The 24264-nt window shown below is 70.2% G+C and carries 23 protein-coding genes and 5 tRNA genes; 11 read left to right on the forward strand and 17 right to left on the reverse strand.

From position 1 onward, the window contains the following. Nucleotides 1-31: 31 nt before the first annotated feature. Nucleotides 32-544 carry a glycine-rich domain-containing protein gene (locus ACQPWZ_RS17150; RefSeq protein ID WP_433571772.1) on the forward strand — a complete coding sequence of 171 codons (513 nt, stop codon included), beginning with the start codon at nucleotides 32-34 and terminating at the stop codon, nucleotides 542-544. Between the two features lie 21 nt (nucleotides 545-565). Then, nucleotides 566-694 carry a hypothetical protein gene (locus tag ACQPWZ_RS17155; RefSeq protein WP_340473941.1) on the forward strand — a complete coding sequence of 43 codons (129 nt, stop codon included), beginning with the start codon at nucleotides 566-568 and terminating at the stop codon, nucleotides 692-694. A gap of 88 nt (nucleotides 695-782) precedes the next feature. Here ACQPWZ_RS17155 and ACQPWZ_RS17160 read toward each other — a convergent pair. The 6 genes from ACQPWZ_RS17160 to ACQPWZ_RS17185 form a co-directional block, all read right to left on the reverse strand. Beyond that, a tRNA-Lys gene (locus ACQPWZ_RS17160) sits at nucleotides 783-858 on the reverse strand. A gap of 239 nt (nucleotides 859-1097) precedes the next feature. Further along, on the reverse strand, nucleotides 1098-3296 hold the full coding sequence (locus ACQPWZ_RS17165; RefSeq protein ID WP_433571773.1) for a DEAD/DEAH box helicase: 2199 nt from the start codon (nucleotides 3294-3296) through the stop codon (nucleotides 1098-1100). 205 nt (nucleotides 3297-3501) lie between these two features. After that, nucleotides 3502-4062, reverse strand: a complete 561-nt coding sequence (locus ACQPWZ_RS17170) for a hypothetical protein (RefSeq protein WP_433571774.1) — start codon at nucleotides 4060-4062, stop codon at nucleotides 3502-3504. Between the two features lie 138 nt (nucleotides 4063-4200). Then, on the reverse strand, nucleotides 4201-4563 hold the full coding sequence (locus tag ACQPWZ_RS17175) for a fluoride efflux transporter FluC (RefSeq protein WP_340473944.1): 363 nt from the start codon (nucleotides 4561-4563) through the stop codon (nucleotides 4201-4203). Next, entirely contained in the window at nucleotides 4560-5213 is a 654-nt protein-coding gene (locus ACQPWZ_RS17180) for a fluoride efflux transporter FluC (RefSeq protein ID WP_433571775.1), read from the reverse strand. The genes ACQPWZ_RS17175 and ACQPWZ_RS17180 overlap by 4 nt, the downstream gene beginning before the upstream one ends. After that, nucleotides 5210-5560, reverse strand: coding sequence for a metallopeptidase family protein (locus ACQPWZ_RS17185; RefSeq protein WP_313945477.1), 351 nt, complete (start codon nucleotides 5558-5560; stop codon nucleotides 5210-5212). Before ACQPWZ_RS17185 ends, ACQPWZ_RS17180 begins: the two co-directional genes overlap by 4 nt. Before the next feature lie 135 nt (nucleotides 5561-5695). Here ACQPWZ_RS17185 and ACQPWZ_RS17190 point away from each other — a divergent pair, with 135 nt between their 5' ends. The 4 genes from ACQPWZ_RS17190 to ACQPWZ_RS17205 all read left to right on the forward strand — a co-directional run bounded on the left by ACQPWZ_RS17190 (nucleotide 5696) and on the right by ACQPWZ_RS17205 (nucleotide 7616). Then, nucleotides 5696-7249 (forward strand): metallophosphoesterase family protein, encoded by a 1554-nt coding sequence (locus tag ACQPWZ_RS17190; protein ID WP_340473945.1) that lies wholly within the window; start codon nucleotides 5696-5698, stop codon nucleotides 7247-7249. Nucleotides 7250-7329: 80 nt separating this feature from the next. Next, nucleotides 7330-7402, forward strand: a tRNA-Glu gene (locus ACQPWZ_RS17195). A 38-nt stretch (nucleotides 7403-7440) separates the two neighbouring features. Beyond that, nucleotides 7441-7515: transfer RNA gene (locus tag ACQPWZ_RS17200), tRNA-Asp, on the forward strand. Between the two features lie 24 nt (nucleotides 7516-7539). Continuing rightward, nucleotides 7540-7616: transfer RNA gene (locus tag ACQPWZ_RS17205), tRNA-Phe, on the forward strand. Nucleotides 7617-7659: 43 nt separating this feature from the next. Here the strand turns inward: ACQPWZ_RS17205 and ACQPWZ_RS17210 are convergent. The 3 genes from ACQPWZ_RS17210 to ACQPWZ_RS17220 form a co-directional block, all read right to left on the reverse strand. Further along, entirely contained in the window at nucleotides 7660-8484 is an 825-nt protein-coding gene (locus ACQPWZ_RS17210; RefSeq protein WP_433571776.1) for a cytochrome c biogenesis CcdA family protein, read from the reverse strand. Then, entirely contained in the window at nucleotides 8481-9218 is a 738-nt protein-coding gene (locus tag ACQPWZ_RS17215; protein WP_433571777.1) for a DsbA family protein, read from the reverse strand. The genes ACQPWZ_RS17210 and ACQPWZ_RS17215 overlap by 4 nt, the downstream gene beginning before the upstream one ends. Before the next feature lie 91 nt (nucleotides 9219-9309). Continuing rightward, on the reverse strand, nucleotides 9310-9672 hold the full coding sequence (locus ACQPWZ_RS17220) for a hypothetical protein (RefSeq protein ID WP_405570919.1): 363 nt from the start codon (nucleotides 9670-9672) through the stop codon (nucleotides 9310-9312). Between the two features lie 110 nt (nucleotides 9673-9782). Here ACQPWZ_RS17220 and hrpA point away from each other — a divergent pair, with 110 nt between their 5' ends. The 3 genes from hrpA to ACQPWZ_RS17235 all read left to right on the forward strand — a co-directional run bounded on the left by hrpA (nucleotide 9783) and on the right by ACQPWZ_RS17235 (nucleotide 14552). Continuing rightward, nucleotides 9783-13712 carry an ATP-dependent RNA helicase HrpA gene (hrpA, locus tag ACQPWZ_RS17225; RefSeq protein WP_433571778.1) on the forward strand — a complete coding sequence of 1310 codons (3930 nt, stop codon included), beginning with the start codon at nucleotides 9783-9785 and terminating at the stop codon, nucleotides 13710-13712. A gap of 107 nt (nucleotides 13713-13819) precedes the next feature. Continuing rightward, nucleotides 13820-13894, forward strand: a tRNA-Asp gene (locus ACQPWZ_RS17230). A 361-nt stretch (nucleotides 13895-14255) separates the two neighbouring features. Then, nucleotides 14256-14552 carry a DUF6274 family protein gene (locus ACQPWZ_RS17235; protein ID WP_433571779.1) on the forward strand — a complete coding sequence of 99 codons (297 nt, stop codon included), beginning with the start codon at nucleotides 14256-14258 and terminating at the stop codon, nucleotides 14550-14552. Nucleotides 14553-14909: 357 nt separating this feature from the next. Here the strand turns inward: ACQPWZ_RS17235 and bldC are convergent, their stop codons facing one another. Both bldC and ACQPWZ_RS17245 read right to left on the reverse strand, forming a co-directional pair. Then, complete coding sequence (bldC, locus tag ACQPWZ_RS17240) at nucleotides 14910-15116, reverse strand: developmental transcriptional regulator BldC (RefSeq protein ID WP_003949541.1); 207 nt, start codon at nucleotides 15114-15116, stop codon at nucleotides 14910-14912. A 476-nt stretch (nucleotides 15117-15592) separates the two neighbouring features. Then, nucleotides 15593-16432 (reverse strand): hypothetical protein, encoded by an 840-nt coding sequence (locus tag ACQPWZ_RS17245; RefSeq protein ID WP_433571780.1) that lies wholly within the window; start codon nucleotides 16430-16432, stop codon nucleotides 15593-15595. A 186-nt stretch (nucleotides 16433-16618) separates the two neighbouring features. Here ACQPWZ_RS17245 and ACQPWZ_RS17250 point away from each other — a divergent pair, with 186 nt between their 5' ends. Together ACQPWZ_RS17250 and ACQPWZ_RS17255 are read left to right on the forward strand one after the other, a co-directional pair. Then, complete coding sequence (locus ACQPWZ_RS17250) at nucleotides 16619-17716, forward strand: Leu/Phe/Val dehydrogenase (protein WP_340473953.1); 1098 nt, start codon at nucleotides 16619-16621, stop codon at nucleotides 17714-17716. Nucleotides 17717-17994: 278 nt separating this feature from the next. Next, entirely contained in the window at nucleotides 17995-18258 is a 264-nt protein-coding gene (locus ACQPWZ_RS17255) for a DUF3073 domain-containing protein (RefSeq protein ID WP_313945468.1), read from the forward strand. Between the two features lie 54 nt (nucleotides 18259-18312). On the opposite strand, the gene purM is transcribed toward ACQPWZ_RS17255, so the two are convergent. The 6 genes from purM to ACQPWZ_RS17285 form a co-directional block, all read right to left on the reverse strand. Then, the gene (purM, locus tag ACQPWZ_RS17260) at nucleotides 18313-19413 is read right to left on the reverse strand and encodes a phosphoribosylformylglycinamidine cyclo-ligase (protein ID WP_340473955.1); all 1101 of its coding nucleotides are present in this window, start codon (nucleotides 19411-19413) and stop codon (nucleotides 18313-18315) included. A gap of 33 nt (nucleotides 19414-19446) precedes the next feature. Continuing rightward, entirely contained in the window at nucleotides 19447-20964 is a 1518-nt protein-coding gene (purF, locus tag ACQPWZ_RS17265) for an amidophosphoribosyltransferase (protein WP_340473956.1), read from the reverse strand. A gap of 72 nt (nucleotides 20965-21036) precedes the next feature. Beyond that, entirely contained in the window at nucleotides 21037-21852 is an 816-nt protein-coding gene (locus tag ACQPWZ_RS17270) for an META domain-containing protein (protein ID WP_383238356.1), read from the reverse strand. A 66-nt stretch (nucleotides 21853-21918) separates the two neighbouring features. Beyond that, nucleotides 21919-22710 (reverse strand): sterol carrier family protein, encoded by a 792-nt coding sequence (locus ACQPWZ_RS17275; RefSeq protein WP_433571781.1) that lies wholly within the window; start codon nucleotides 22708-22710, stop codon nucleotides 21919-21921. Nucleotides 22711-22723: 13 nt separating this feature from the next. After that, complete coding sequence (locus ACQPWZ_RS17280; protein ID WP_433571782.1) at nucleotides 22724-23620, reverse strand: M23 family metallopeptidase; 897 nt, start codon at nucleotides 23618-23620, stop codon at nucleotides 22724-22726. 57 nt (nucleotides 23621-23677) lie between these two features. Continuing rightward, on the reverse strand, nucleotides 23678-24178 hold the full coding sequence (locus ACQPWZ_RS17285) for an ArsR/SmtB family transcription factor (protein WP_433571783.1): 501 nt from the start codon (nucleotides 24176-24178) through the stop codon (nucleotides 23678-23680). Nucleotides 24179-24264: the final 86 nt, after the last annotated feature.

The following is a 24264-nucleotide window of genomic DNA, read 5'->3' on the forward strand; positions in this document are numbered from 1 at the left end:
AGAGCCCGACCAACAAGCAGAGGAGACGCACATGAGTTCCCCCTCGAACCTGCCGGTACCGCACCCCCCGGGCCACCCCCTCCCCGCCGTCAGTGCGCGGCAACTGCTGTCGGACGCAGAATTCAATGCCGTACTCGGCACGATCCTCACCAACAACCCGGACATGGCGATCGAGATGGGCGGCCGAATCATCACGCAGGCCCTGGCATTCGTCGCCACCGCAGCGTGCAAGCCGGGCCGTGCCGTGACCCCCAGCCGCGTCGTCGACGAGGGGTGGCACACGCTCATCCTCCACACCGAGCTGTACTGGCGGCTGTGCGCCCGCTTCGGGAACTTCGTGCACCACATCCCCGAGCAGCCCGACTCCGGGCGGCACGACCAGGCCGTGATCCACCGCACCACAACCCTCATCCGCGCGGCCGGCTGGGATGTCGACGAAGACCTCTGGTGTGGCCCCGAGGATTCACTCGTTGCGGTGGCGGCGAAGTGCCGGCACTCCGACGACAGCGGGCCGATCGTCATCATCCCCAAACCCAAGGGCTGACTGCCGCCTAGGCTGGCTGCCATGGCGAAAGAATGGATCGACCCGCGATACGTGGAGCTGGTGGCCGCGTGGAGAGCGGCGCGGACAGCCGGCGACCGTGCCCCGGAGCCAAGGCCCGTGAAGGCGTTCATCGTTCCGCCCAAGGCCTGACGGACGCGTCGTGAGACGCGAAAGCGCCCGGCCGGGGGAACCGGTCCGGGCGCTCGGGTGGTGGCCGACCGGAGACCGGTCGGCCGGGTGGTAGGCCGTGTGGGACTCGAACCCACAACCAACGGATTAAAAGTCCGCTGCTCTGCCAATTGAGCTAACGGCCCTCGGCAGGACACCCCGAGCATAGCCCGAGCTGACTCGTGAGCCGATCGGGTATCCGATCAACGGCTTGTCGCGCTCTTCCTGGGAGGTGCCACGAGTCAGTGAGGTGGGCCGTATCGGTCGGCACGGCCCCTTGGGAGGCGCCTTGCCCCCGCAACGCGTCAGGGCCCGCCCGACACCGAAGTGTCGTGCGGGCCCTGTCAGCGTTCAGCAGGTCCGGCTCAGTGAGCCGGGAGGCGGATCAGCCGTTGCGCTTCCAGCGCGGCTTGTCGTCACGGCGACCGAAGGAACCGGTGTTCGTGCCGGTGCCGGTGCCGCCCCGGTGGTCGTCACGGCGGCCGTACGGACGGTCCGCCGAGCCGGCGCGGTAGCCGCTGGAGGGGCGGTCGTCGCGGCGGTCACGGTTGAACGGGCGGTCGCTGCCCCGGTGGCCGGACGGACGGTCGTCCCGGCGGAAGCCACCGGAGGACGGACGGTCGTCACGACGCTCGTTGTCGCGACGGAAACCACCGGAGGGGCGGTCGTCGCGGCGGAAGCCACCGGACGGACGGTCGTTGCTGTCACGGCGGAAGCCACCGCGGTCGTCACGACGCTCGAAGGAACGGCCACCACGGTCGCCACCGCGGTCGTCACGGTTGAAGCCGCCGGAGGGGCGGTCGTCCCGGCGGAAGCCACCGGACGGACGGTCGTTGCTGTCACGGCGGAAGCCGCCACGGTCGTCACGACGCTCGAAGGAACGGCCACCACGGTCGCCACCGCGGTCGTCACGACGGTCACGGTTGAAGCCGCCACGGTCGCCACCGCGGTCACGGTTGAAGCCACCGCGGTCGTCACGGCGGTCGTTGCCACGACGCTCGAAGTTGCCACGGTCGTCGCGGCGTTCGGTCTGCTCCGGCACGGCGGCCGCGGCCACAGCGGCCTCGACCTCCGCCGTGGCGGCCTCGGCCACCTCGGCGATCGCCGTCTCCGGGTCGTCGCCCCGCTCGCGGGCCGCACGGGCCACCAGGCGGTCGGCCTCCTCGCGGAGCTCCACCGCGCGGCGCTGCACCCGCTCCAGCTGCTTCGTCAGGTCGGCGGCCTCGCGCTCGGCCTGCTTGGCGGCGTTGTTCGCGGAGTCGGCCTGGACCTCGGTGAGCGAACGCGCACCGGTGATCTCGGCGACCTCGGGGTCGAACGCGCCCGCTCCGCCCACGATGTGGCGCGAGGCGTCGACGCCCGCGTCCTCCATGAGACGGAAGATCTGGCGGCGCTGGTGCGGCAGCGACAGGGAGACGACCGTGCCGGACTTGCCGGCGCGGGCGGTACGGCCCGAACGGTGCAGGTAGTCCTTGTGGTCGCCGGCCGGGTCCACGTTCAGGACCAGGTCGATGCCGTCGACGTGGATGCCGCGGGCGGCGACGTCGGTCGCGACGAGCGCGTTGACGTAGCCCTTCTTGAAGTCCTCCAGCACCCGGGTACGAGCGCCCTGCGTCATACCGCCGTGGAGCGCGTCGGCCTTCACGCCCGAGTCGCAGAGCTGCTCGGCGATGCGGTCGGCGCCCAGCTGGGTGCGGACGAAGATGATGGTGCGGCCCTTGCGGGCGGCGATCGCCGCGGTGACGGGCGCCTTGTCCTTCGGCTTCACGACGAGGACGTGGTGCGTCATGGTCGTGACGTTGCCCTGGGCGCTGTCGACCTCGTGGCTGACCGGGTCGACGAGGTAGCGGCGCACGAGGGTGCCGATCTCGTTCTCCATGGTCGCGGAGAAGAGCATCCGCTGACCGCCGGCCGGGATCTGGTCGAACAGCTCGGTGACCTCGGGCAGGAAGCCCAGGTCGGACATCTGGTCGGCCTCGTCGAGGACGGCGACCTGGATGTTCTCCAGCGAGCAGGCACCGCGGTTGATGATGTCGCGCAGTCGGCCCGGGGTGGCGACGAGGACGTCGACACCGCGCTCGAGCGCGTAGATCTGGTTGCCCATGGACGTACCGCCGCAGACGACCTTCATCTTGAGGCCGAGCACGTCGCCGTACGGCTGGAGGGCGTCCGCGACCTGCATCGCGAGCTCACGGGTCGGGGTGAGGATGACGCCGCGGGGCTTCTTCTTGTCGGTGTGGCCGCCGGCCAGCGTCGCGAGCAGCGGGAGACCGAAGGAGAGGGTCTTGCCGGAGCCGGTGCGGCCACGGCCGAGGATGTCCTTGCCGGCCAGGGCGTCCGGGATGGTCGCGGCCTGGATCGGGAAGGGGGTGGTGACACCGTTCTGCGCGAGCTTGCGGACGACGCCCTCGGGCAGACCGAGGTCGGAGAACGTCACCTCGGGGGTCGAGGGAGCCTCGGGGGTCGAGGGAGCCTCGGAGACGTCCGCGGTCTCGGGGGCGTCGGAGACCTCGACGGTCTCGACAACGGCCTCGGCCGACTCGTTCTCGGGCATGACGGTGTGATCAGTACTGAAAGTGGACATGCGAAATGCGAAACCTTCCGGAGTCTCGGCACGCGCCCAAACTCCGTGATTCGCAATTCGACCGCCTCGATGCGGTCAGCCACGGCTAGGGAGAGTACGCGCCACGCGGCGCTCTTCTTTTTCGGCGCCGGGCAATGGGATCAAACGATCTACCACCATACGCACCCTCCCCCGCCCAAGGCAAACCGCCGGGGAGTGACCCCGGTTACATCGGCCCCATCTGCGGTGATGCGCTGGGTACTCCCAGTGTGCCCTGTCCGTCGGCCAGCCGCATGGCACCCGCGTGCACCTCGGGCGCGGACGACGCCGACGGCGCATCGGTGGGCTCGCTCGGCGGCAGGGTGGGCGGGTCGACCGGCGGCGGCTCGGACGGCTCGACCGGGGGCTGCGGCTGCGACGGCTGCGCGGAAGGGGACGATCCGCCTCGCGTCGGGTCGGGCCCTGTGGGCGGCCGGGGCTGCTGACCGCCGCTCGGGGGCTGCGCCGAGGGTGCGGCCGTACCGGGGGCGCTGGGCGAGGCCTCGGGGCCGTCGCCCTTGTCGCCGGCCTTGCCCGATCCGTTCCGTCCGCCGTCGGCGTGACGGCCGCCGGACACCCCCTCCCCGCCGTCCGGTTCGGCCACCGCACCGGGGCGGTCGGAGGACTTGCCGGGCGCCGGTTTGCCGCCCTGATCGTCGCTCACGCTCATACAGCCGGCCGAGGCTGCGACGGCCAGCGAGGTGACCATGGCGACAGCCAGACGGCGGGGGGCGGACAACTGGCGCACGAGGGGCACCTCCGGGACACAGGGCACGGTTTCCGTGCCCAACTCCCTGTGCCCCACAAGGGACACGCCCCGACGCCTGACAAGTACACGACCCGTCCCGGCGGTCCGGTGCCCGCCGACGCGCCCCCGGGCCGCCTCCTAGTGCGCCCAGGCGCGCGCCAACTCCGCGCCCAGGAACACCGATCCGAGCCCCACCAGCACCGATGCGGCCACATTCGCCGCGGCGAGGAATCCCCGGCCGCGTTCGGTCAGCCGCAGCGTCTCGTAGGAGAAGGTCGAATACGTCGTGAGCGCCCCGCACAGGCCCGTGCCCAGCAAGGCGTACGTGCCCGAGGAGACCGACGCGCCCGCGACCGCGCCCAGCACCAGGCTGCCGGCGGCGTTGACCACGAAGGTGCCGAACGGGAACAGCGAGTCGCTGCGAGCCTGCACCGCACGGTCCGTCAGATAGCGCAGCGGTGCGCCGACCGCCGCGCCGAGGGCCACCAGCAGCCAGGTCATTGCGGTACCGCTCCGCTCGCGGCGGCCCTGGCCGCTACCGCCCTGGTCGACACCGCGGCGAGCCATACGGCGCCGAGGCAGCCGGCCACCGTGCCGCCGGCGTAGGCGAGCGCGAGCCCGGCCTCGTCGCGTTCCAGAAGATCCTTGAGGTCCAGGGCGTACGTCGAGAAGGTGGTGAACCCGCCGAGCACCCCGACGCCGACGAACGGCCGCACCAACGGATGCGCGCGCCGGCCGCCCTCGGAGACCAGCACCATCAGGACGCCGATCAGGGCGGACCCCAGCACGTTGATCCAGAACGTCGCCCACGGGAAGGTTCCTTCGGCCGCGGGCCACTGCCGGTTCACCGCGTGGCGGGCGAGCGCCCCGGCCACACCGCCCGCGGAGATCGCCAGCAGGACGGGAAGACGGTGGCCTCGCGCGGTCTCCGCGCGCTGCTCGGGCAGGTGCAGGTCGACATCGGGGTCGATGGCCTCGGCGGACGGGGACGCATCAGATGTCCCGGGGGCATCACGCGCACCGGACAGCCCAGCGGCATCACCGGCACCGCGCGTGCTTCCCGCGCCCGACGCCCCGCCCGCATCGTCCGGTCCGGACGCCCCGGATGCTCCCGACGCCCCCGACGCCCCCGACGATGGGTCCTCGCTCACCCGTACCCCAGCGCGTGCAACCGCTCGTCGTCGATGCCGAAGTGGTGCGCGATCTCGTGCACGACGGTGATCTCGGTCTCCTCGACCACGTCCTGCCGGGTCTCGCTGATCCGCAGCGTGGGCCCCCGGTAGATCGTGATCCGGTCCGGCAGCACCCCCGCGTACCACTCGCCGCGGTCGGTGAGCGGCGTCCCCTCGTACAGCCCGAGCAGCTCGGGGTCGTCCGCGGGCGGCTCGTCCTCGACGAACACCGCGACGTTGTCCATCAGCCGCGTCAGCTCCGGCGGGATCCTGTCCAGGGCCTCGGCGACCAGTTCCTCGAACTCCTCGCGCGTCATCTCCAGCACGTGGCCATTGTCACGTACGCCGTCCGGCCGGTCGCCCCGGGCCGGGCCGCTCCGCCGGACCACGTGTCTGCGAGCCCTCCCCGTACGGCCGGCCGGCCCGGCATGACGCCCCGCACCACTGGGCATACGCGCCCAATGGCACGCAAGGTCCCGGAACCGGTCCGAGCCGCGACGACACGGCTGCAACGCCTCTATCGCTCACGCCACACCGAACCGACCAGCGCCCTCGTCCATACGCCGCACCCGTGGGCCCGCGCGCTGGGGCTGACCGTCGTCGTGCTGTTCGGCGCCTGGCTCGGCCTGCTGATCGTCGGCAGCGTCCGCACCCCGGTCGGGCCGATGAACACGAGCATGACGCTGCGCCCGGACCTGACCGGCGGCACGAAGATCAACGTCTCGCCGCTGGGCGCCCTCGAACTCGACTCCCATGTGGCACCCATCCGGCTGGACGTGGACGTCGACCAGCTCGATCCGGCGCGTTCCCAGGCGCTGGTCGAACACCCCGAACGGCTCGCCGGCCTCCAGGACGAGGTCGCCCACGACGTGGCCGACGGCACCACCGAACTGGCCGTGCGCTCCTGCGTCGCCGTCGTCTCCGGCGCCACCGCCCTCGGCCTCGCCGTCTACCGCCGTCCGCGCCGCGCGCTCGCCGCCGGCGGCCTGGCCCTGGCGCTGCTGGCGGCCTCCGGTGTCTCCGCGTACGCCACCTGGAACCCGAAGTCCGTCCTGGAGCCGAAGTTCTCCGGGCTGCTCTCCAGCGCCCCCTCGCTGGTCGGCAACGCCCGCTCGATTGTCACCGAATTCGACGTCTACCAGCAGGAGTTGGCGCGCTTGGTCACCAATGTGACCAAGCTGTACGACGCGACGTCGACCCTGCCCACGTATCAGCCGGACCCGCTGAGCATGCGGGTGCTGCACGTCTCCGACATCCATCTCAACCCGGCGTCGTGGCACATCATCAGCTCGCTCGTGGAGCAGTACGGCATCGACGTGATCATCGATTCGGGCGACACGATGGACCACGGAACGGCGGCCGAGAACGGCTTCCTGGACCCCGTCCGGGATCTCGGCGCCCCCTATGTGTGGGTCCGCGGCAACCACGACTCCGACGTCACGCAGGCATACCTCTCCCGGATGAAGAACGTCCACGTCCTCGACAACGGCAGGGCCGTCACCGTCGCCGGGGTGCGGATCGCGGGCAGCGGAGACCCGCAGTTCACCCCGGACCGCTCGGTCGTCGCCCAGGGCGACCCGGCCGAACGCATGACGGGTATCCGCCTCGCCTCCGCCCTGCGCGACCAGGAACGGGCGGGCACCCCGGTGGACATCGCGGTCGCCCACAACCCGGTCGCGGCCCGCCAGACCGACGGCACGGTCCCGCTCGTCCTGGCCGGCCATGTCCACCGCCGCCAGACGGAGGTGATGGAACTGGGCACCCGCCTGAAGATCGAGGGCTCGACGGGCGGCGGCGGCCTGCGGGCCGTGCAGAACGACAAGCCGGAGAAGGTGCGGGCGTCGGTGCTCTATCTGGACCGCTCCACAAGGAAGCTCCAGGCGTGGGACGAGATCACGCTGGGCGGTCTGGGACTGACGACGGCCGAGGTCAGCCGCCATCTCCCGGAGGACAACCAGCCGGGCGCGGTGCCGTCCCCGAGCGTCTCCTCACCCTCCCCCTCGGCGACCCCCTAAACCGTTTTGGCGATACCTCCCTGCATCCCATATGCTTCTCACGTCCCCGACGCGCTGAGAGGCGCCCAGGCGGGCCTTTAGCCCTCATCGTCTAGTGGCCCAGGACGCCGCCCTTTCAAGGCGGTAGCACGGGTTCGAATCCCGTTGGGGGCACGCATCACTCTGTGCGAGACTTGTCTCGCACATTGCTTGGTCCTGTGGAGCAGTTTGGAGTGCTCGCCACCCTGTCAAGGTGGAGGCCGCGGGTTCAAATCCCGTCAGGACCGCTGTGGTCACGCGAGTGATCGCGTGGCTGGGTAGCTCAGTTGGTACGAGCGATCGCCTGAAAAGCGATAGGTCGCCGGTTCGACCCCGGCCCCAGCCACCACCCGAAGGCCCCGATCCCCGGATCGGGGCCTTCGTCGTCCCCCCTACGCCTCCTCCCGTCGCCGCCATCCCCGTACGCCCAGCACCACCGCCGCGACCGCGACCACCACGATCAGCAGGGCCCAGTCCGGGACCGCCCTGCCCACGTCGCCCGCCCACTGTTCCGCGGCGAACGAGTCGTCGACCGACAGCAGGCCCGGCAGGGCCGTCGCGCCGTCGAAGGCCAGGAACAGCGTGCCGAGGACGACGAAGAACAGGCCCGACACCAGCGAGGTGGTGTGCAGGCGCAGACGGCCGATGTGCAGAGCGCGGCCGCGGAGCCAGCGCCTGCTGCCCAGGTCGTAGCGGTCCCACAGCAGGGCGAGCAGGAACAGCGGGACCGCCATGCCCGCGGCGTAGACCGCGAGGAGCAGTCCGCCGTAGGCCGGGCTGCCGCTGACGGCGGACACCGTCAGCACGCTGCCGAGGATCGGGCCCGCGCAGAAGCCGGCGAGGCCGTAGACCAGGCCCAGTGCGTAGACCGGGAGGGCCGTCGTCGGGCGGATGCGGCCCGAGATCGCGGCCATCCGGCGGGAGGCGAATCCGAGGCCGAGGATCTGGGCCAGGCCCAGCACGATGATCAACCAGCCGCCGGTGGTGACCAGCAGGTCGCGGTTGCCGTAGAAGAAACGGCCCGCGAGGGAGCCGGCGGCGCCGAGCGGGACGAGGGTGGTCGCCAGGCCCGCGTAGAAGATCGCGGTGCGGGCGAGCAGCCTGCCGGCCGAGTCGAGGGAGTACGCGAAGAACGCCGGAAGCAGCAGCGCGCTGCAGGGACTCACCAGTGCGAGCAGGCCGCCGAGGAAGGCGGCCAGATAGCCGAGGTCGGTCATCGGGCGGCCTTCGCCGCCGCGTCGACCGCCTCGGTGAACGTCCGCTCCGACTGCGCGCCCGCGATCGGCCGGCCGTTGATCAGGAAAGACGGCGTCGAGGTGGCGCCGAGACCGTACGCCTCGTCCTGGTCCCTCTTGACCGCCTTCTTCGCGGCGGCGCTGTCCACGTCACGGCCGAAGCGGGCGAGGTCCGTCACCCCGGCCTGGCGCGCCAGGGCCTCCAGCCGGTCGCCGGTGAAGCCCTTCTCCTTGACGCCCTCGGCGTACGCGGCGGCGTGGAACTGCCAGAACCTGCCCTGCTGTCCAGCCGCCCAGGCGGCGCGTGCGGCGGACTCGGACTCCGCGCCGAAGATCGGGAAGTTGCGCCATTCGATGCGCAGGACGCCCGCGTCGACGTACTTCTTCACCAGCGCCGGTTCGGTGTCGCGGGCGAACTTCCCGCAGTAGCCGCACTTGAAGTCGGCGTACTCGACCATCACGACGGGCGCGTCCGCGCGGCCCATGGCGAGTGGGTCACCGGCGTCGCGGCGGGCGAGTTTCACCAGTTCGGGATAGGTGCCGGCGCCCGGCTCGGCGGACACCTCGGCGGCGGAGCCGGACGCCGAGGGCGTCTGGGGCCGGGTGGCGGTGTACGAGGCGAAGCCGAGCAGCAGGGCGGCGACGAGCACACCCGCGGCGATGGCGACGGTCGTGCCGGACGGCCGGGACGACCGGACAGAGGAGGAGGAAGGCATGGGGGTTCGGTACTCCTGAGCGAGAAGCGAGAAGGAACAGCGAAGGAACAAGGACGCCGTGAACGGGCACGCGCAAGCGGCCCGTCGCCTTCTAGACGCGCAGGACGGACAGGTCCACCGGGGTGGGCGGTGCGGGCGGCGGCGGGGCACGGTCGGGAGTGATGGCCGGGGTCGCGGCGCTCAGGACCGGGCCCGTGAAGCAGGGCGCGGCATGCGGCGCCGGCAGCAGTTCGTACGCCGCCGAGCCGCGCGGCGGGGTCGCGGGGTGCGCCCCCCGGTCCCCGTCCGGGGCTCCCTTGCCGCAGCCGGGCGCCTGCCCCTGCGCGGTCACCACGATCACGTCGTCAGCGGGGCCCGCGTACGACGGGGAGCACAGCAGCAGCGCGAAGAGCACGCCCAGCAACGCGGTCGCGGTCACCGCGGAGCGGTACCGGCGGTGGCGGCCGATCGGCATGAACGCGCGGCCCTTCGTGGGGAGGTGAACGGATCTGCTCCATACTGCACCAGCTTGTGGGCGAAATGCGTTCGCCAGTGCTTTCCCGGGGGTGCGATCCTGGGATCCGTATGTCTACTTCCTTTGCCGACCTTCAGACCCTCCTGGCCGGGGCATCGCTGCGCGACGCCCACCGGCTGGGCCGCCGTCTCGAAGGCGCCCGCCGCATCCGTCAGCCCGAGGCGCGGCAGGCCGTGCTGGACGAGATCGCCGCCGACGCCGGGCAGTCCGCTGCCCGTACCGCGCGGCGCGCGGAGCGCATGCCCGCGATCACGTATCCCGAGCAGCTGCCCGTCAGCCAGAAGCGGGACGAGATCCTGGAGGCGATACGGGACCACCAGGTCGTGATCGTCGCGGGCGAGACCGGCTCGGGAAAGACGACGCAGATCCCCAAGATCTGTATGGAGCTCGGCCGGGGCGTGCGCGGCATGATCGGCCATACGCAGCCGAGACGGATCGCCGCCCGGACGGTGGCGGAACGAGTCGCCGAGGAGCTGAACACCCCGCTCGGTGAGGCCGTCGGCTGGAAGGTCCGCTTCACGGACCAGGTCAGCGGCAACACCTTCGTCAAGCTGATGACGGACGGCATCCTCCTCGCGGAGATCCAGACGGACCGCGAGCTGCGCGCGTACGACACGATCATCATCGACGAGGCCCACGAGCGGTCCCTCAACATCGACTTCCTGCTCGGCTATCTCGCCCAGCTGCTGCCCAAGCGCCCCGACCTCAAGGTCGTCATCACCTCCGCGACCATCGACCCGCAGCGGTTCTCGCGCCACTTCGGGGACGCCCCGATCGTCGAGGTCAGCGGGCGTACGTACCCGGTCGAGGTGCGCTACCGGCCCCTTCTCGAGGAAGAGGGCGACGACAGCGACCGCGACCAGATCACCGCGATCACGGACGCCGTCGAGGAGCTCCAGGGCGAGGGCAAGGGCGACATCCTCGTCTTCCTCTCCGGTGAGCGGGAGATCCGCGACACCGCGGACGCGCTCAACAAGAAGCAGTACCGATTCACCGAGGTGCTCCCCCTGTACGCGCGGCTCTCGCACGCCGAGCAGCACCGGGTGTTCCAGCCGCACACCGGCCGACGGATCGTGCTCGCGACGAACGTCGCCGAGACCTCACTGACCGTCCCGGGCATCAAGTACGTGATCGACCCGGGCACCGCCCGTATCTCCCGCTACAGCCATCGCACCAAGGTCCAGCGGCTGCCGATCGAGGCGGTCAGCCAGGCCAGCGCCAACCAGCGCAAGGGGCGTTGCGGCCGTACCTCCGACGGCATCTGCATCCGGCTGTACTCCGAGGACGACTTCGAGTCCCGTCCCGAGTTCACGGACGCCGAGATCCTGCGGACCAACCTGGCCTCCGTCATCCTCCAGATGACCGCCGCCGGTCTCGGGGACATCGAGAGGTTCCCCTTCATCGACCCGCCGGACCACCGCAACATCCGCGACGGTGTGCAGCTTCTCCAGGAACTGGGCGCGTTCGACCCTGCCCAGAAGGACCCGAAGAAGAAGCTGACCCAGCTCGGCCGCAAGCTCTCGCAGCTGCCCGTGGACCCGCGGCTGGCCCGGATGGTCGTCGAGGCCGAGAAGAACGGCTGCGTGCGCGAGGTCATGGTGATCGCTGCCGCGCTCTCCATCCAGGACCCGCGCGAACGCCCGGCCGAGAAGCAGACGCAGGCCGATCAGCAGCACGCGCGCTTCAAGGACGAGACCTCCGACTTCCTCGCCTTCCTCAATCTGTGGCGCTACGTCCGCGAGCAGCAGAAGGAGCGCGGCTCCTCCAGCTTCCGCCGGATGTGCAAGCAGGAGTATCTGAACTTCCTGCGCATCCGCGAATGGCAGGACATCTACGCCCAGCTGCGCAGTGTCACCAAGTCCATGGGCATCGAGGTGAACGAGGACGACGCGCCGGAGACCAGCGTCCACATCTCGCTGCTGGCCGGCCTGCTGTCGCACATCGGCCTGAAGGACACCGACAACAAGAACGAGTACCTGGGCGCGCGCGGCGCCAAGTTCGCCGTCTTCCCCGGCTCGGCGCTGTTCAAGAAGCCGCCGCGGTTCGTGATGTCGGCCGAGCTGGTGGAGACGTCCCGGCTGTGGGCGCGGGTCAACGCCAAGGTCGAACCGGAGTGGATCGAACCGCTCGCGCAGCATCTGCTCAAGCGCACCTACAGCGAGCCGCACTGGGAGAAGGACCAGGCGGCCGTGATGGCGTTCGAGAAGGTCACGCTGTACGGCGTGCCGATCGTCGCCCAGCGGAAGGTCAACTACGGGCGCATCGATCCGGAGACCTCCCGCGACCTGTTCATCCGCAATGCCCTGGTCGAGGGCGACTGGCGCACGCACCACAAGTTCTTCGCGGACAACCGCAAGCTGCTGACCGAGGTCGAGGAGCTGGAGCACCGCGCCCGCCGACGCGACATCCTCGTGGACGACGAGACGCTCTTCGACTTCTACGACCAGCGCATCCCCGACCACGTGGTGTCCGGCGCGCACTTCGACTCGTGGTGGAAGCACAAGAAGCGCGAGGAGCCCGAACTCCTCGACTTCGAGCGCGAGATGCTCATCAACGAGAAGGCCGCGGGGGTCACGAAGGACGACTATCCGGACTCCTGGCGGCAGGGCCCGCTGAAGTTCCGGGTGACGTACCAGTTCGAGCCCGGGGCCGACGCCGACGGTGTGACCGTCCACATCCCCCTCCAGGTGCTCAACCAGGTCACGGACGAGGGCTTCGACTGGCAGATCCCGGGCCTGCGCGAAGAGGTCGTCATCGAGCTGATCCGCTCCCTGCCGAAGCCGGTCCGCCGCCACTACGTTCCCGCGCCGAACTACGCGAAGGCGTTCCTGGAGCGGGCCGTGCCCCTTCAGGAGCCGCTGCCGGTGACGCTGGCACGTGAGCTGAAGCGGATGGTGGGCGTACCGGTCGGCGCCGAGGACTTCGATCTCACCAGGGTCCCGGACCACTTGAAGATCACGTTCCGGATCGTCGACGAGCGCCGCCGCAAGCTCGCCGAGGACAAGGACCTGGAGGCGCTGAAGCTCCAGCTGAAGCCGAAGGCCCGCCAGGCGCTGTCCAAGGCGGCAGCGGCCGCCACGGCGGGCCCCTCGGGCTCGGGCGAGTCCCTGGAGCGCACCGGTCTGACGGACTGGACGATCGGGACGCTGACGAAGGTCTTCGAGACCCGGCGCGCGGGCCAGCCGGTGAAGGCCTATCCCGCGCTCGTCGACGAGGGGGACAGCGTCGCCGTACGCCTCTTCGACACCGAGGCGGAGCAGCAGCAGGCGATGTGGCGGGGCACCCGGAAGCTGATCCTGCTCAACATCCCGGTCAACCCCGCCAAGTTCGCCTCGGACAAGCTGAGCAACCAGCAGAAGCTCGCTCTGTCCGGCAATCCGCACGGTTCGGTGCAGGCCCTGTTCGACGACTGCGCCACCGCTGCGGCGGACAAGCTGGTCGCGGACCACGGCGGACCGGCGTGGGACGAGGAGTCGTACCGGAAGCTGTACGACAAGGTGCGTGCGGACCTCGTGGACGCGACCGTACGGACGGTGGGCCAGGTGCAGCAGATCCTGGCTGCCTGGCAGGCGTGCGAGCGCCGGCTGAAGGACACGAAGAGCCTGACCCTCGCCGCCAACGTCCAGGACGTACGCACCCAGCTGGCGGCCCTGATGCCGGCGGGCTTCGTGACCCTCACCGGTCTGCGCCGCCTCCCGGACCTGATGCGGTATCTGGTCGCCGTGGACCGCAGACTCCAGCAGATGCCGACGTCGGTGCAGCGCGACACCACCCGCATGGAGAAGGTCCACGACATGCGGGACGAGTACGCGTGGCTGCTGGAGCAGCTGCCCCAGGGGCGGCCGGTGCCGCAGGAGGTCCTGGACATCCGCTGGATGATCGAGGAGCTGCGGGTGAGCTACTTCGCCCACGCCCTGGGCACCGCGTACCCGGTCTCCGACAAGCGGATCGTGAAGGCGATCGATGCGGCGGCCCCGTGACGAACCCCGTGACAAGGCCGTCGCGGACGGTGAGTTCGACCGCCGGGCCCGGCCTGCTGTAGAGTCTCTTCTCGCAGCACAGCGCACGATTCGGAGCTGCAAAACCTGGTCCTGTGGAGCAGTTTGGAGTGCTCGCCACCCTGTCAAGGTGGAGGCCGCGGGTTCAAATCCCGTCAGGACCGCACAGACGACGAAGGCCCCGCACCATCACGGTGCGGGGCCTTCGTCGTTCTCGCCGTCTTGACGACGCCATCCGCCGCCGGTAACCACTGACTAGGGAGTGTCCGCGAAGTATCGTCGTCCGCCCGAAGGGCGGGGTTCGCGGCGTCCGGTGCGTGCGATCGCAAGGCGCCGGTGCGCCCTCGTAGCGGAGCTACTCGGGCGTATCGGCAACGCAGCGAGCGTGCGTGCAGGGCGTCGCGAACCAGACGAGACGCTGCGGACACGACTTAGGAGCCCGTCGCCGGCCTGCCGTCCGGACAAGGCGGTGGAGACGGACGAGGCGGGCGGGGGCGGGGGCGGCACACACCGGAGGTGACGTGCATGGCGGCGTCCACGGCGAGGCGGCACGAGACGAGGGCACTTCTGCGAGCCCATCTGGCGGCGGCTTCCGGCTATCGGCATCTGACACGTAACTGCCCCATCTGTCATCGCCTCCTGAGGCTCGCCATGGAGCCGTCGGCGGACAACGAACCCGCCACCCTCCGCCCGCCCGTGGCGTCCGGGGCGCCCGAGGCCTCCGAGACATCCGAGGGGTCCGGGGCCCGCCGGGTCTCCGAGGCTCCCGAGCCGCCCGCAACACCCGTCGGCGCGGAGGGCGCAGGCACCGCCGACACGTGACGTCGGGCGCGTTGGGGCCCGTTCCCGGGGCGTGAGGCGGGGAGTTGGCAAGAGTCGTGCAGTGTGACGGGAGTCACCGCATGGGTTTTCAGAACCCCCCTCCTTAACCCCTCCCTACAACCGACCAATTTAATATGTGCCATTGCACTGGTTCGGAAGTGTCTCCCGCGACCTCCGGACACGCCCTACGCAGGGGCGATGCCGGCCCCCGAAGAAGCGCACAAAAAAGATCGCGCTGGACCCGGCGGAGTCCAGCGCGATCGATGACGAAGTCTGTTGGGGCAGAGCCCGTCATGTGGAGCTATGGGTGGGCTTACCGGGATGGGGGTCCCGAATACGCCCGTTTCAACGGGGCTTTCAGGCCTCGCTGCGCTGCTGCGGGATACCCGCAAGCAGTGCGCGGACCTCAGCCTCGCGGTACCGGCGATGTCCACCGAGAGTTCGGATGGACGTGAGCTTGCCTGCCTTCGCCCAGCGAGTGACCGTCTTCGGGTCCACGCGGAACATCGTGGCAACCTCTGCCGGGGTCAGCAGCGGCTCGGCATCAGGGGTGCGAGCGGTCATGAGCGGCCTCCTCGGGAGAACCGAACCTTCTCGGTTCTTTCCTCTAAATTCTGCACCTTGACCCGCGTTGCCCGAAATGGCGGACGCGGGCCGAGTCGGTTATAGGACGAACGGCTTGTCCTCGGCACTACAACTACACCATCTGTCCAGCCACGTCGGCCAAACCGACGGAATTGCCCTCTGAGGTGTTCATCAGTGGCGGAAGCCGATGGACCATGCCATAACGGACAGTCACGCCACAGTGACGATCAGTCACAGAGCGATCAGGAGTCATCAGACCCCCCATAGAGCGCAATACCGAGAAATCCGCCTGAAGTTGGACGGAAGGAGCCCTCCCCGGACTCCTTGTCCTATTTTGACACGAGGGTAGGCGATAGGCGCAAGGGCCCAGTTAGTGCAGTCCGTCACGCTTGAGACAAAGGCCCGGATCGGGACCTACGTCCTGGACGGAGGGGCTCAATGATCCCCAGAATCGATCAGTTTGCGAACTGAAGGTCCCTCACGGCCCGCCAGCGTTCCACGAGACGGGCGTACGCCGCGCTCGCGCCGTCGCTGTCGCCGGCCCCCAGCGCCGTGATCCCCGCGGCCAGATCCGCCGCCGAACGGTCCTCCTCGAGGTGCGCTCCGCCGAGCGCGTGCACCAGGCCGCCGTAGTCCAGCTCGACCAGGGAGCGCGGGTGGAACTCCTCCAGCCACTTCCCGACGTCCACCAGCCCGTCGGTCAGCAGACCGCCGTCGGCCGACTCCCGCAGCGTCCGCAGCGAGCGGGCCACCCGGCGCCGCGCCTGCACCATCGGCGTGCGGTAGCGCAGCACGGCCGCTTCGGGCCCGGCCGGCTCGTAGACGCGCTCCTCGTCCGAGAACAGCGCGAACCAGCGCACCGGTACCTGCCACACCGCGGTCCTGATCCACGGCCGAGCGTCCGGGTTCCGCTCCCGCCACTGTTCGTAGTCGGCTGCTGCCTGTCCGCGCACGACCGGCGGCAGCGCCGCGTCCAGCAGTGCCGCCGGCAACTGCTCGGTCAGCTCCTCCAGCGCCAGCCAGCCGCGCAGCCGGGTCCGCCAGGGGCAGATACAGACCACGCCGTCGATCTCTGTGACGAAGGCGTCGCCGCTCTCGTGGACGGGCACCGGGACGGGCGGGGTCGGCAGCAAGTCCGCCAGCGAGCGCCGCAGTTCGTCCTGCGCCGTGGGGGTGCTCTCCCGCTTGGCGTAACGGGTCCAGTGGGCCCGTTCGGCGTCCGGGAAGGCCGCCAGCGGTTCGTAGACCCGCAGGTAGGCCGCGTAGGGAACGGGGACCGAGGACAGCGCTGGCATGTCGCGAATCCTTCCACGCCCGTACTCCGCCAGGGGGTGATCCTCGGCACTGCGTCGGATCTACCCTGACGTAGGACTTACCCTCATGCCCAACCGGACCTCCCCACCCCTTCCCCTGCCACAAGCGACGGGGAGACCCCAAGGGGGTCCTCCACATCCGCCGCTTCGTACTTGGGAGTCACCACAGTGACCGATCTGACCGGCGCGCCCGTCCCCGTAGATGTGCTGCACACCCTGTTCCGATCGGAACAGGGCGGCCACGAGCAAGTTGTGCTGTGCCAGGACCGCGCCTCCGGCCTGAAGGCCGTCATCGCCCTCCACTCGACCGCCCTGGGCCCCGGCCTGGGCGGCACCCGCTTCTACCCGTACGCCTCGGAGGCGGAGGCCGTCGCCGACGCGCTGAACCTCTCCCGCGGGATGTCGTACAAGAACGCCATGGCCGGTCTCGACCACGGCGGCGGCAAGGCCGTCATCATCGGTGACCCCGAGACCCTCAAGAGCGAGGAGCTCCTGCTGGCGTACGGCCGGTTCGTCGACTCCCTCGGCGGCCGCTACGTCACCGCCTGCGACGTCGGCACCTACGTCGCCGACATGGACGTCGTCGCCCGCGAGACCCGCTGGGCCACCGGCCGCTCCCCCGAGAACGGCGGCGCCGGGGACTCCTCCGTCCTCACTGCCTACGGCGTCTTCCAGGGCATGCGTGCCTCCGCCCAGCACCTGTGGGGCGAGCCCTCGCTGCGCGGCCGCCGGGTCGGCATCGCCGGCGTCGGCAAGGTCGGCCACCACCTCGTGGACCATCTGATCGAGGACGGCGCCGAGGTCGTGATCACGGACGTCCGCGAGGAGTCCGTACGCCGCATCCGCGACAAGCACCCGCAGGTCACCGCGGTCGCGGACACCGACACGCTGATCCGCTCGGAGGGCCTGGACGTCTACGCCCCCTGCGCGCTGGGCGGCGCGCTGAACGACGGTTCCGTCCCCGCACTGACCGCCACGGTGGTCTGCGGCGCGGCCAACAACCAGCTCGCCCACCCGGGCGTCGAGAAGGACCTCGCGGACCGCGGCATCCTCTACGCCCCCGACTACGTGGTGAACGCCGGCGGAGTGATCCAGGTCGCCGACGAGCTCCACGGCTTCGACTTCGACCGTTGCAAGGCCAAGGCGTCGAAGATCTTCGACACCACGCTGGCCATATTCGCACGTGCGAAGGAGGACGGCATTCCGCCGGCCGCCGCAGCCGACCGGATCGCCGAGCAGCGCATGGCGGACGCCCGCCGGAGCTGACCGCACGGACGCCGGCCCGCCGCATCGGGAGACAAGACTCACCCCGGTCGGCGGGTCGACCGCCAAGAAGAGGTTAAAATCGCAGTTGACCAGCGAGGACGGGGCTCCTCGCGGGTCCTGTGAAGTGGCACCTCATGCGGGCGGCGTACCGTATGGCCGCGGAAGCAGGTACCGTTGAAGCTCTACGGACCGGTCTCTCCACGGAGAGCCCGTTCCGACTCATGAACGCGTGTCAAGACTCTGGGGCCGTCGAGCCCCGTCACCGAGGGGGTCGAGCCATGGGGCGCGGCCGGGCCAAGGCCAAGCAGACAAAGGTCGCCCGCCAGCTGAAGTACAACAGCGGCGGGACTGACCTGTCGCGTCTGGCCAACGAGCTGGGCGCTTCAACTCCGAGTCCGATTTCGAGCCAGCCGCCGAACAGCGAGCCGTTCGAGGACGACGACGAGGAAGACGACCCGTACGCACGGTACGCGGACCTGTACAACGACGACGAGGACGAGGACGAAGAGTCCGGCCCGTCGTCACAGCGCCGCGGCGCTTGACGTCGTACCCACCGACCCGGTCCGGGGCCCGCCCCGGACCGGGTTCTGTGCTGTTCAGCTCGCGTAGTCGCCGGTGAGCTCCGCCCCAGTGGTCCGGTCGCCGCGCTCGGTGATCTCTCCGGTCACCCAGGCGTCCACACCGCGGTCAGCGAGCGTGGTCAGTGCCACGTCCACCGATGACTCGGGGACGACGGCGATCATGCCCACGCCCATGTTCAGCGTCTTCTCCAGCTCCAGCCGCTCGACCTGGCCGGCCCTGCCGACGAGGTCGAAGACGGGGCCGGGCGTCCAGGTCGACCGGTCGACGACCGCGTGCAGGTCGTCCGGCACGACGCGGGCCAGGTTGTTGGCGAGCCCGCCGCCGGTGACGTGGCTGAAGGCGTGCACCTCGGTGGTCCTGGTGAGCGCCAGGCAGTCCAGCGAGTAGATCTTCGTGGGCTCCAGCAGTTCCTCGCCGAGCGTGCGGCCGAACTCCTCGACCTGCTGGTCCAGCGACATGTGCGCCCGGTCGAAAAGGACATGACGGACGAGCGAGTACCCGTTCGAGTGAAGGCCCGACGACGCCATGGCGATCACCGCGTCACCCTTACGGATACGATCCGGGCCCAGCACCCGGTCGGCCTCCACCACTCCGGTGCCGGCGCCGGCGACGTCGAAGTCGTCCTCGCCCAGCAGACCGGGGTGCTCGGCCGTCTCACCGCCGACCAGGGCGCAGCCGGCCAGCACACAGCCTTCGGCGATGCCCTTGACGATGGCGGCGACTCGCTCGGGGTGGACCTTGCCGACGCAGATGTAGTCGGTCATGAACAGCGGCTCCGCGCCGCAGACGACGAGGTCGTCGACGACCATGCCGACGAGGTCGTGGCCGATCGTGTCGTACACGCCCATCTTCCGGGCGAGATCGACCTTGGTGCCGACGCCGTCCGTGGCGGAGGCGAGCAGCGGACGCTCGTAGCGCTTGAGGGCGGAGGCGTCGAAGAGGCCGGCGAATCCACCGAGGCCGCCGAGACCCGCCGTCTCGGGGCGCTGGGTCTTCTTCACCCACTCCTTCATCAGCTCGACGGCGCGATCGCCGGCCTCGATGTCGACACCCGCGGCCGCGTAGCTGGCACCGGTGCCCGCGTGCTGGGCACGCTCGGAAGATTCAGCAGACATTGCCGGAGAACTTTCGTGTCGTTGAGCGGGGTCTCACGGGCGACGGAGCGCGTCGGCGGCGTCGGCGCCGCCCGCAAGCTCGGTCTCCAGAAGCTGCTTACCGAGCAGCTCGGGGTCGGGGAGGTCCATCGGGTACTCGCCGTCGAAGCAGGCGCGGCAGAGGTTCGGCTTGTCGATGGTCGTGGCCTCGATCATGCCGTCGATGGAGATGTAGGAGAGCGAGTCGGCACCCATCGAGGTGGCGATCTCGTCGACCGTCATGCCGTTGGCGATGAGCTCCGCGCGGGTGGCGAAGTCGATGCCGAAGAAGCAGGGCCACTTCACCGGCGGGGACGAGATCCGGATGTGGACCTCGGCGGCGCCGGCCTCGCGAAGCATCTTGACCAGGGCGCGCTGGGTGTTGCCGCGGACGATCGAGTCGTCCACGACGACCAGACGCTTGCCCCGGATGACTTCCTTGAGGGGGTTCAGCTTGAGGCGGATGCCCAACTGGCGAATGGTCTGTGAGGGCTGGATGAAGGTGCGGCCCACATAGGCGTTCTTCACCAGGCCGGAGCCGTAGGGGATGCCGCTGGCCTCGGCGTAGCCGATGGCCGCGGGGGTGCCGGACTCCGGCGTCGCTATCACCAGGTCCGCGTCGACGGGCGCTTCCTTGGCGAGTTTCCGGCCCATCTCCACACGGGAGAGGTAGACGTTCCGGCCGGCGATGTCGGTGTCGGGGCGAGCCAGGTAGACGTACTCGAAGACACAGCCCTTGGGCTTCGCTTCCGCGAATCGCTGGGTGCGGAGACCGTTCTCGTCGATGGCGATGAGCTCGCCCGGCTCGATCTCGCGGACGTAGCTCGCGCCGCAGATGTCGAGGGCGGCGGACTCGCTCGCCACGACCCAGCCGCGGTCCAGCCGGCCGAGGACGAGCGGGCGGATGCCCTGCGGGTCCCGGGCGGCGTACAGGGTGCCCTCGTCCATGAAGACGAGCGAGAAGGCGCCCTTGACGTCGGGGAGGATCCTGGCGGCGGCATCCTCGATGGTCAGCGGCTTGCCGTCGTCGTCGACCTGGCCCGCCAGGAGCGCGGTGACGAGGTCGGTGTCGTTGGTCGCCGCGACCTGGGTGGAGCGTCCGTCCTGCCGGGGCAGATCGGCGACGAGCCCGGCGAGCTCGGCGGTGTTGACCAGGTTGCCGTTGTGGCCGAGCGCGATGGAGCCGTGGGCCGTGGCCCGGAACGTCGGCTGCGCGTTCTCCCACACGGAGGCGCCGGTCGTCGAGTAGCGGGCGTGACCGACCGCGATGTGTCCCCGCAGAGATCCGAGGGACGTCTCGTCGAAGACCTGCGAAACGAGGCCCATGTCCTTGAAGACGAGGATCTGGGAGCCGTTGCTCACCGCGATTCCCGCGGATTCCTGACCTCGATGCTGAAGGGCGTAGAGCCCGAAGTAAGTGAGCTTTGCGACCTCTTCGCCCGGAGCCCAGACACCGAAGACGCCGCAAGCGTCCTGGGGGCCTTTCTCACCGGGGAGAAGATCATGACTGAGTCGACCGTCACCACGTGGCACGGCACCGAGTGTAGGCGAGATCGACCACCGGTCCGAATTGGGGAGGACCTGGACCTCTCGGTGACCGGACGGTCACCCGGTGGTGGCGTTCGCGGAGACGCCCTTCCCGTTGGGTCCGGTGAGGGTGAGACCGCGGTGCTGGAGGTTGAACGTCACCTTGCCCTCGAGCACCTTGCGCAGGTGGTTCTCCACCGTGCCCGCGGTGCCGGCGCACATCTTCCGGGTGCTGGCCAGGCGGTCGAAGGTGATCGTCGAGCCGGAGACCTTCGCCGTGCTGCTGAAGGTGTTGCAGCCGAGGCTGCCGCGTACGGAGCCGTCCTTGGCGAGGGTGAACCAGGCGTTCTTCTCGGTCCCGGCCGGCAGGGAGGTCGCGACATCACCCGTGAGCAGCGAGTTGACCGTCCACTTGGTGCCCGCGAGGGGCGCGGCCGGCTCGGAGGTCAGGGTGATCGAGTCGCCCTTCGGGGTGGTCAGGGTGAGGTTCTTGTCGACGAGCTTGGCCTTGAGCTTCCCGGTGAAGGCGTCCTTCATCGCCTCCTCGAAGCCCTGGATGTCCTCGGCGCAGCCCATCTCGGTCATCTCGCCCTTGCCGACGGTGACGGTGTCGCCCTCGACCTTCACGGCGGCGCCGAACTGGTTGCAGCCGTAGTTGCCCTGGGCGCGGCCCTTGTCGGTGATCTCGACATGCGCGCCGTTCGGGGCAGCCGACTTCTTGCCGTCGACGGTGACGCTGTCTACGGTCCAGTGCACGCCGGTCAGGGGCAGGTCGGTCGTGACCGATCCGCCCCCGTCGCCGCCCGACCCGGAACCGGATCCCGATTCCGTGCCGCAGGCTGCGAGCGCGAGGAGGGCCAGGGCAGTGACAGGAATGCTCAGCTGGTTACGCATACCGATGTGACGGAGCACACCGCGCTCCGGTTCCCGCCCGTGCGCCGGACGGGAATGCTGTCCGGGTCAGCCCAGCACCGGCAGCAGCGCGGCCAGGTCGGCCCGCTCGCCGCTGGCGCTCACCTTCGCGGCATCGAGTGCCTCGGCCCAGCCCGTGCGTCCGGTGGCGAGCCGGATCCAGGTCAGCGGGTCGGTCTCGACGACATTGGGCGGGGTGCCCCGGGTGTGCCGGGGGCCCTCGACGCACTGGACGACCGCATAGGGCGGCACCCGGACCTCGACCGAGCCCCCGGGCGCCTTCACGGCGAGCGCGTCGGCCAGGAGCCGGGTACAGGCGGCGAGCGCCTGCCGGTCGTACGGGATCGCCGTCCCGGCCGCGTCGTTCAGGTCGTCGGTGTGGACGACGAGTTCGACGGTCCGTGTGACGAGGAAGTCGCCGAGGCGCATGGCTCCGAACCGGGTCGGGATCAGCCGGTCGTCGGGGACACCCGCCAGCGCCTCCTCGATACGGGTGGCCGCGTGCTCGTACAGCTCGTCGGTGGTGGCGCCGGCCACCAGTGCGCGGACGTCTTCGTCGACCTGACCGGCGGCCGATGCCGTGGCGAACGGCCATTCCAGCAGGGCGACTTCCTGCCGCGCGGGCTCCGGCAGGGCGAGGTTGCGGGCGACGGCGGCGACGGCCATGGACAGATGGGCGGCCAGCTCGCGCACGGTCCAGTCCCCCAGCCGGGTGGGCAGCTCCTGCTGCTCCGGCGTGAGCTTCGACACCCCGTCGCGTACGTGGCCGAACTGGGTCAGCACGGCCGTACGGATCCTGCCGGGGTCGTAGCTGCGGGTGCGCTTTCTGGCTGGTGGCATGGCCCGAGGGTAATCAATCACCCTGCGTCGGCAGGGCTGTTTCGCCGGCCGGGGAAGTGGCCTGCGAAGAAGCCGGGGAGGGGGTCTGCGAAGAATCCTCTGTGGACCCGGCCGTGAACGTCTCGCCGTTGCGCGGGACGCCGATGCCCCGCCACGCGAACGGGACACCCCGGGCGGTGTCCAGGTCCGGTCCGTCCATCAGCTGGAAGTGGACGTGCGGCTCACTGGAGTTGCCGGAGTTCCCGCAGCGGGCGATCTGCTGCCCGGCCCGGACGGTGTCGCCCGCGCGGACGCCCAGCGAACCGCGCTGGACGTGGGCGTACATGGCGTAGGTGCCGTCGCCCAGGTCCAGGACGATGTGGTTGCCCACGACCCAGGAGGCGCCGCCGATGTCCCGCACGCTCGCCTCCACCAGCAGCATGTAGACCAGCATCGCGAGGGAGTTGCGGCTCAGATGGTCGCGCCGTCCGTCCGAGGCGTGCACGACGGTGGCGTCCGCGACCGCGAACAGCGGTGCGCCGAAGGCCGGGAAGGCGCTGTTGCGGCGGGCGAGCGGCCAGAGCCAGGCGAACGCGGGGCGCGCGCCTTTCTCGGGCTCGGCGACGATGTCGATGGCGTACGTCTGCCCGTAGCCGTGGACCCCGTGGCTCGGCACCTTGTCCGCCGGGCTGTTGAGCGCGGACCACCGGCCCGCGACCGGGGCCTCCACCTCGACGGCGGGCGGCCGGTGGGCGTGGACGCGGCGGGCGCGGCGGCTCAGCTCCACGACGATGGCGAGAGCGAGAGCGGCCGGCAGCCAGACCCAGTGCGGGGAGAAGGGCAGCTCGGTGACGAGGCTCGTGACAACCAGCGCGAAGAAGACGACCCAGCAGACCCGCTGGGTCACCATCAGCAGCTTCTGGACGGACATCGTCATCACCTCTCGTGGCGATCGGGGCGGTCAGGCAGTGGGGATCGGACAGGGGCGCTACGGGCGGGCCGCGGCGAGCACGACCAGGAGCGGCACCACCCGCGCTCCCGGCACCTCGTAGCGGCCCCGGCTCGCGGTGTGCAGCCAGCCCGCGGAGGTCAGCTGGCGCAGGTGGTGGTAGATCTGGCCGGTCGTGCCGAGCCCTTCGAGCTCGGTGAGCTCGGCCGCGGTGCGCCGGCCGCCGAGGATCTCGCGCAGCAGCCGCAGCCGTACGGCGTGGCCGAGAGCGGCGAAGGAGTCGGCGGCGTCCGACCAGTCGCCGTCGAGCAGCTGCTCGCTCAGCAGGCCGTACTGCCATTCGTACTGCTCCTGGGTCGGCAGCCGTACGGCCCCGGTGAACAGCACGCCCCCGGTCTGCGCGCCGGCCTCGGCGAGCTGCTCCTTGAGGCCTTCCAGCGCCCAGAAGTCGCCCTCGCCCAGCCGGGGGGCCGCACGGTCCGCCTGCTCCAGGGCGGCGAGCCGGCGTTCCAGCGCGGCGACCCGCTCTTCCAGTTCCATGATGACAACATACGTAATTACGTAATCTCGCGCAACGATCGCAGCAGAAGCGGCGTCCGGACACGACGGAGCCCCCGCCCCCGGAA

The organism is Streptomyces sp. CA-251247 (genome assembly GCF_050952975.1).
Taxonomy (GTDB): domain Bacteria; phylum Actinomycetota; class Actinomycetes; order Streptomycetales; family Streptomycetaceae; genus Streptomyces; species Streptomyces achmelvichensis.

Coding starts and splice junctions, on each gene's coding strand:
- ACQPWZ_RS17150 (WP_433571772.1), top strand. CDS start 32: ATGAGTTCCCCCTCGAACCTGCCGGTACCGCACCCCCCGGGCCACCCC.
- ACQPWZ_RS17155 (WP_340473941.1), top strand. CDS start 566: ATGGCGAAAGAATGGATCGACCCGCGATACGTGGAGCTGGTGGCCGCG.
- ACQPWZ_RS17165 (WP_433571773.1), bottom strand. CDS start 3,296: ATGTCCACTTTCAGTACTGATCACACCGTCATGCCCGAGAACGAGTCG.
- ACQPWZ_RS17175 (WP_340473944.1), bottom strand. CDS start 4,563: ATGACCTGGCTGCTGGTGGCCCTCGGCGCGGCGGTCGGCGCACCGCTG.
- ACQPWZ_RS17190 (WP_340473945.1), top strand. CDS start 5,696: ATGGCACGCAAGGTCCCGGAACCGGTCCGAGCCGCGACGACACGGCTG.
- ACQPWZ_RS17210 (WP_433571776.1), bottom strand. CDS start 8,484: ATGACCGACCTCGGCTATCTGGCCGCCTTCCTCGGCGGCCTGCTCGCA.
- ACQPWZ_RS17215 (WP_433571777.1), bottom strand. CDS start 9,218: ATGCCTTCCTCCTCCTCTGTCCGGTCGTCCCGGCCGTCCGGCACGACC.
- ACQPWZ_RS17220 (WP_405570919.1), bottom strand. CDS start 9,672: ATGCCGATCGGCCGCCACCGCCGGTACCGCTCCGCGGTGACCGCGACC.
- hrpA (WP_433571778.1), top strand. CDS start 9,783: ATGTCTACTTCCTTTGCCGACCTTCAGACCCTCCTGGCCGGGGCATCG.
- ACQPWZ_RS17235 (WP_433571779.1), top strand. CDS start 14,256: ATGGCGGCGTCCACGGCGAGGCGGCACGAGACGAGGGCACTTCTGCGA.
- bldC (WP_003949541.1), bottom strand. CDS start 15,116: ATGACCGCTCGCACCCCTGATGCCGAGCCGCTGCTGACCCCGGCAGAG.
- ACQPWZ_RS17245 (WP_433571780.1), bottom strand. CDS start 16,432: ATGCCAGCGCTGTCCTCGGTCCCCGTTCCCTACGCGGCCTACCTGCGG.
- ACQPWZ_RS17255 (WP_313945468.1), top strand. CDS start 17,995: ATGGGGCGCGGCCGGGCCAAGGCCAAGCAGACAAAGGTCGCCCGCCAG.
- purM (WP_340473955.1), bottom strand. CDS start 19,413: ATGTCTGCTGAATCTTCCGAGCGTGCCCAGCACGCGGGCACCGGTGCC.
- ACQPWZ_RS17270 (WP_383238356.1), bottom strand. CDS start 21,852: ATGCGTAACCAGCTGAGCATTCCTGTCACTGCCCTGGCCCTCCTCGCG.
- ACQPWZ_RS17275 (WP_433571781.1), bottom strand. CDS start 22,710: ATGCCACCAGCCAGAAAGCGCACCCGCAGCTACGACCCCGGCAGGATC.
- ACQPWZ_RS17280 (WP_433571782.1), bottom strand. CDS start 23,620: ATGTCCGTCCAGAAGCTGCTGATGGTGACCCAGCGGGTCTGCTGGGTC.
- ACQPWZ_RS17285 (WP_433571783.1), bottom strand. CDS start 24,178: ATGGAACTGGAAGAGCGGGTCGCCGCGCTGGAACGCCGGCTCGCCGCC.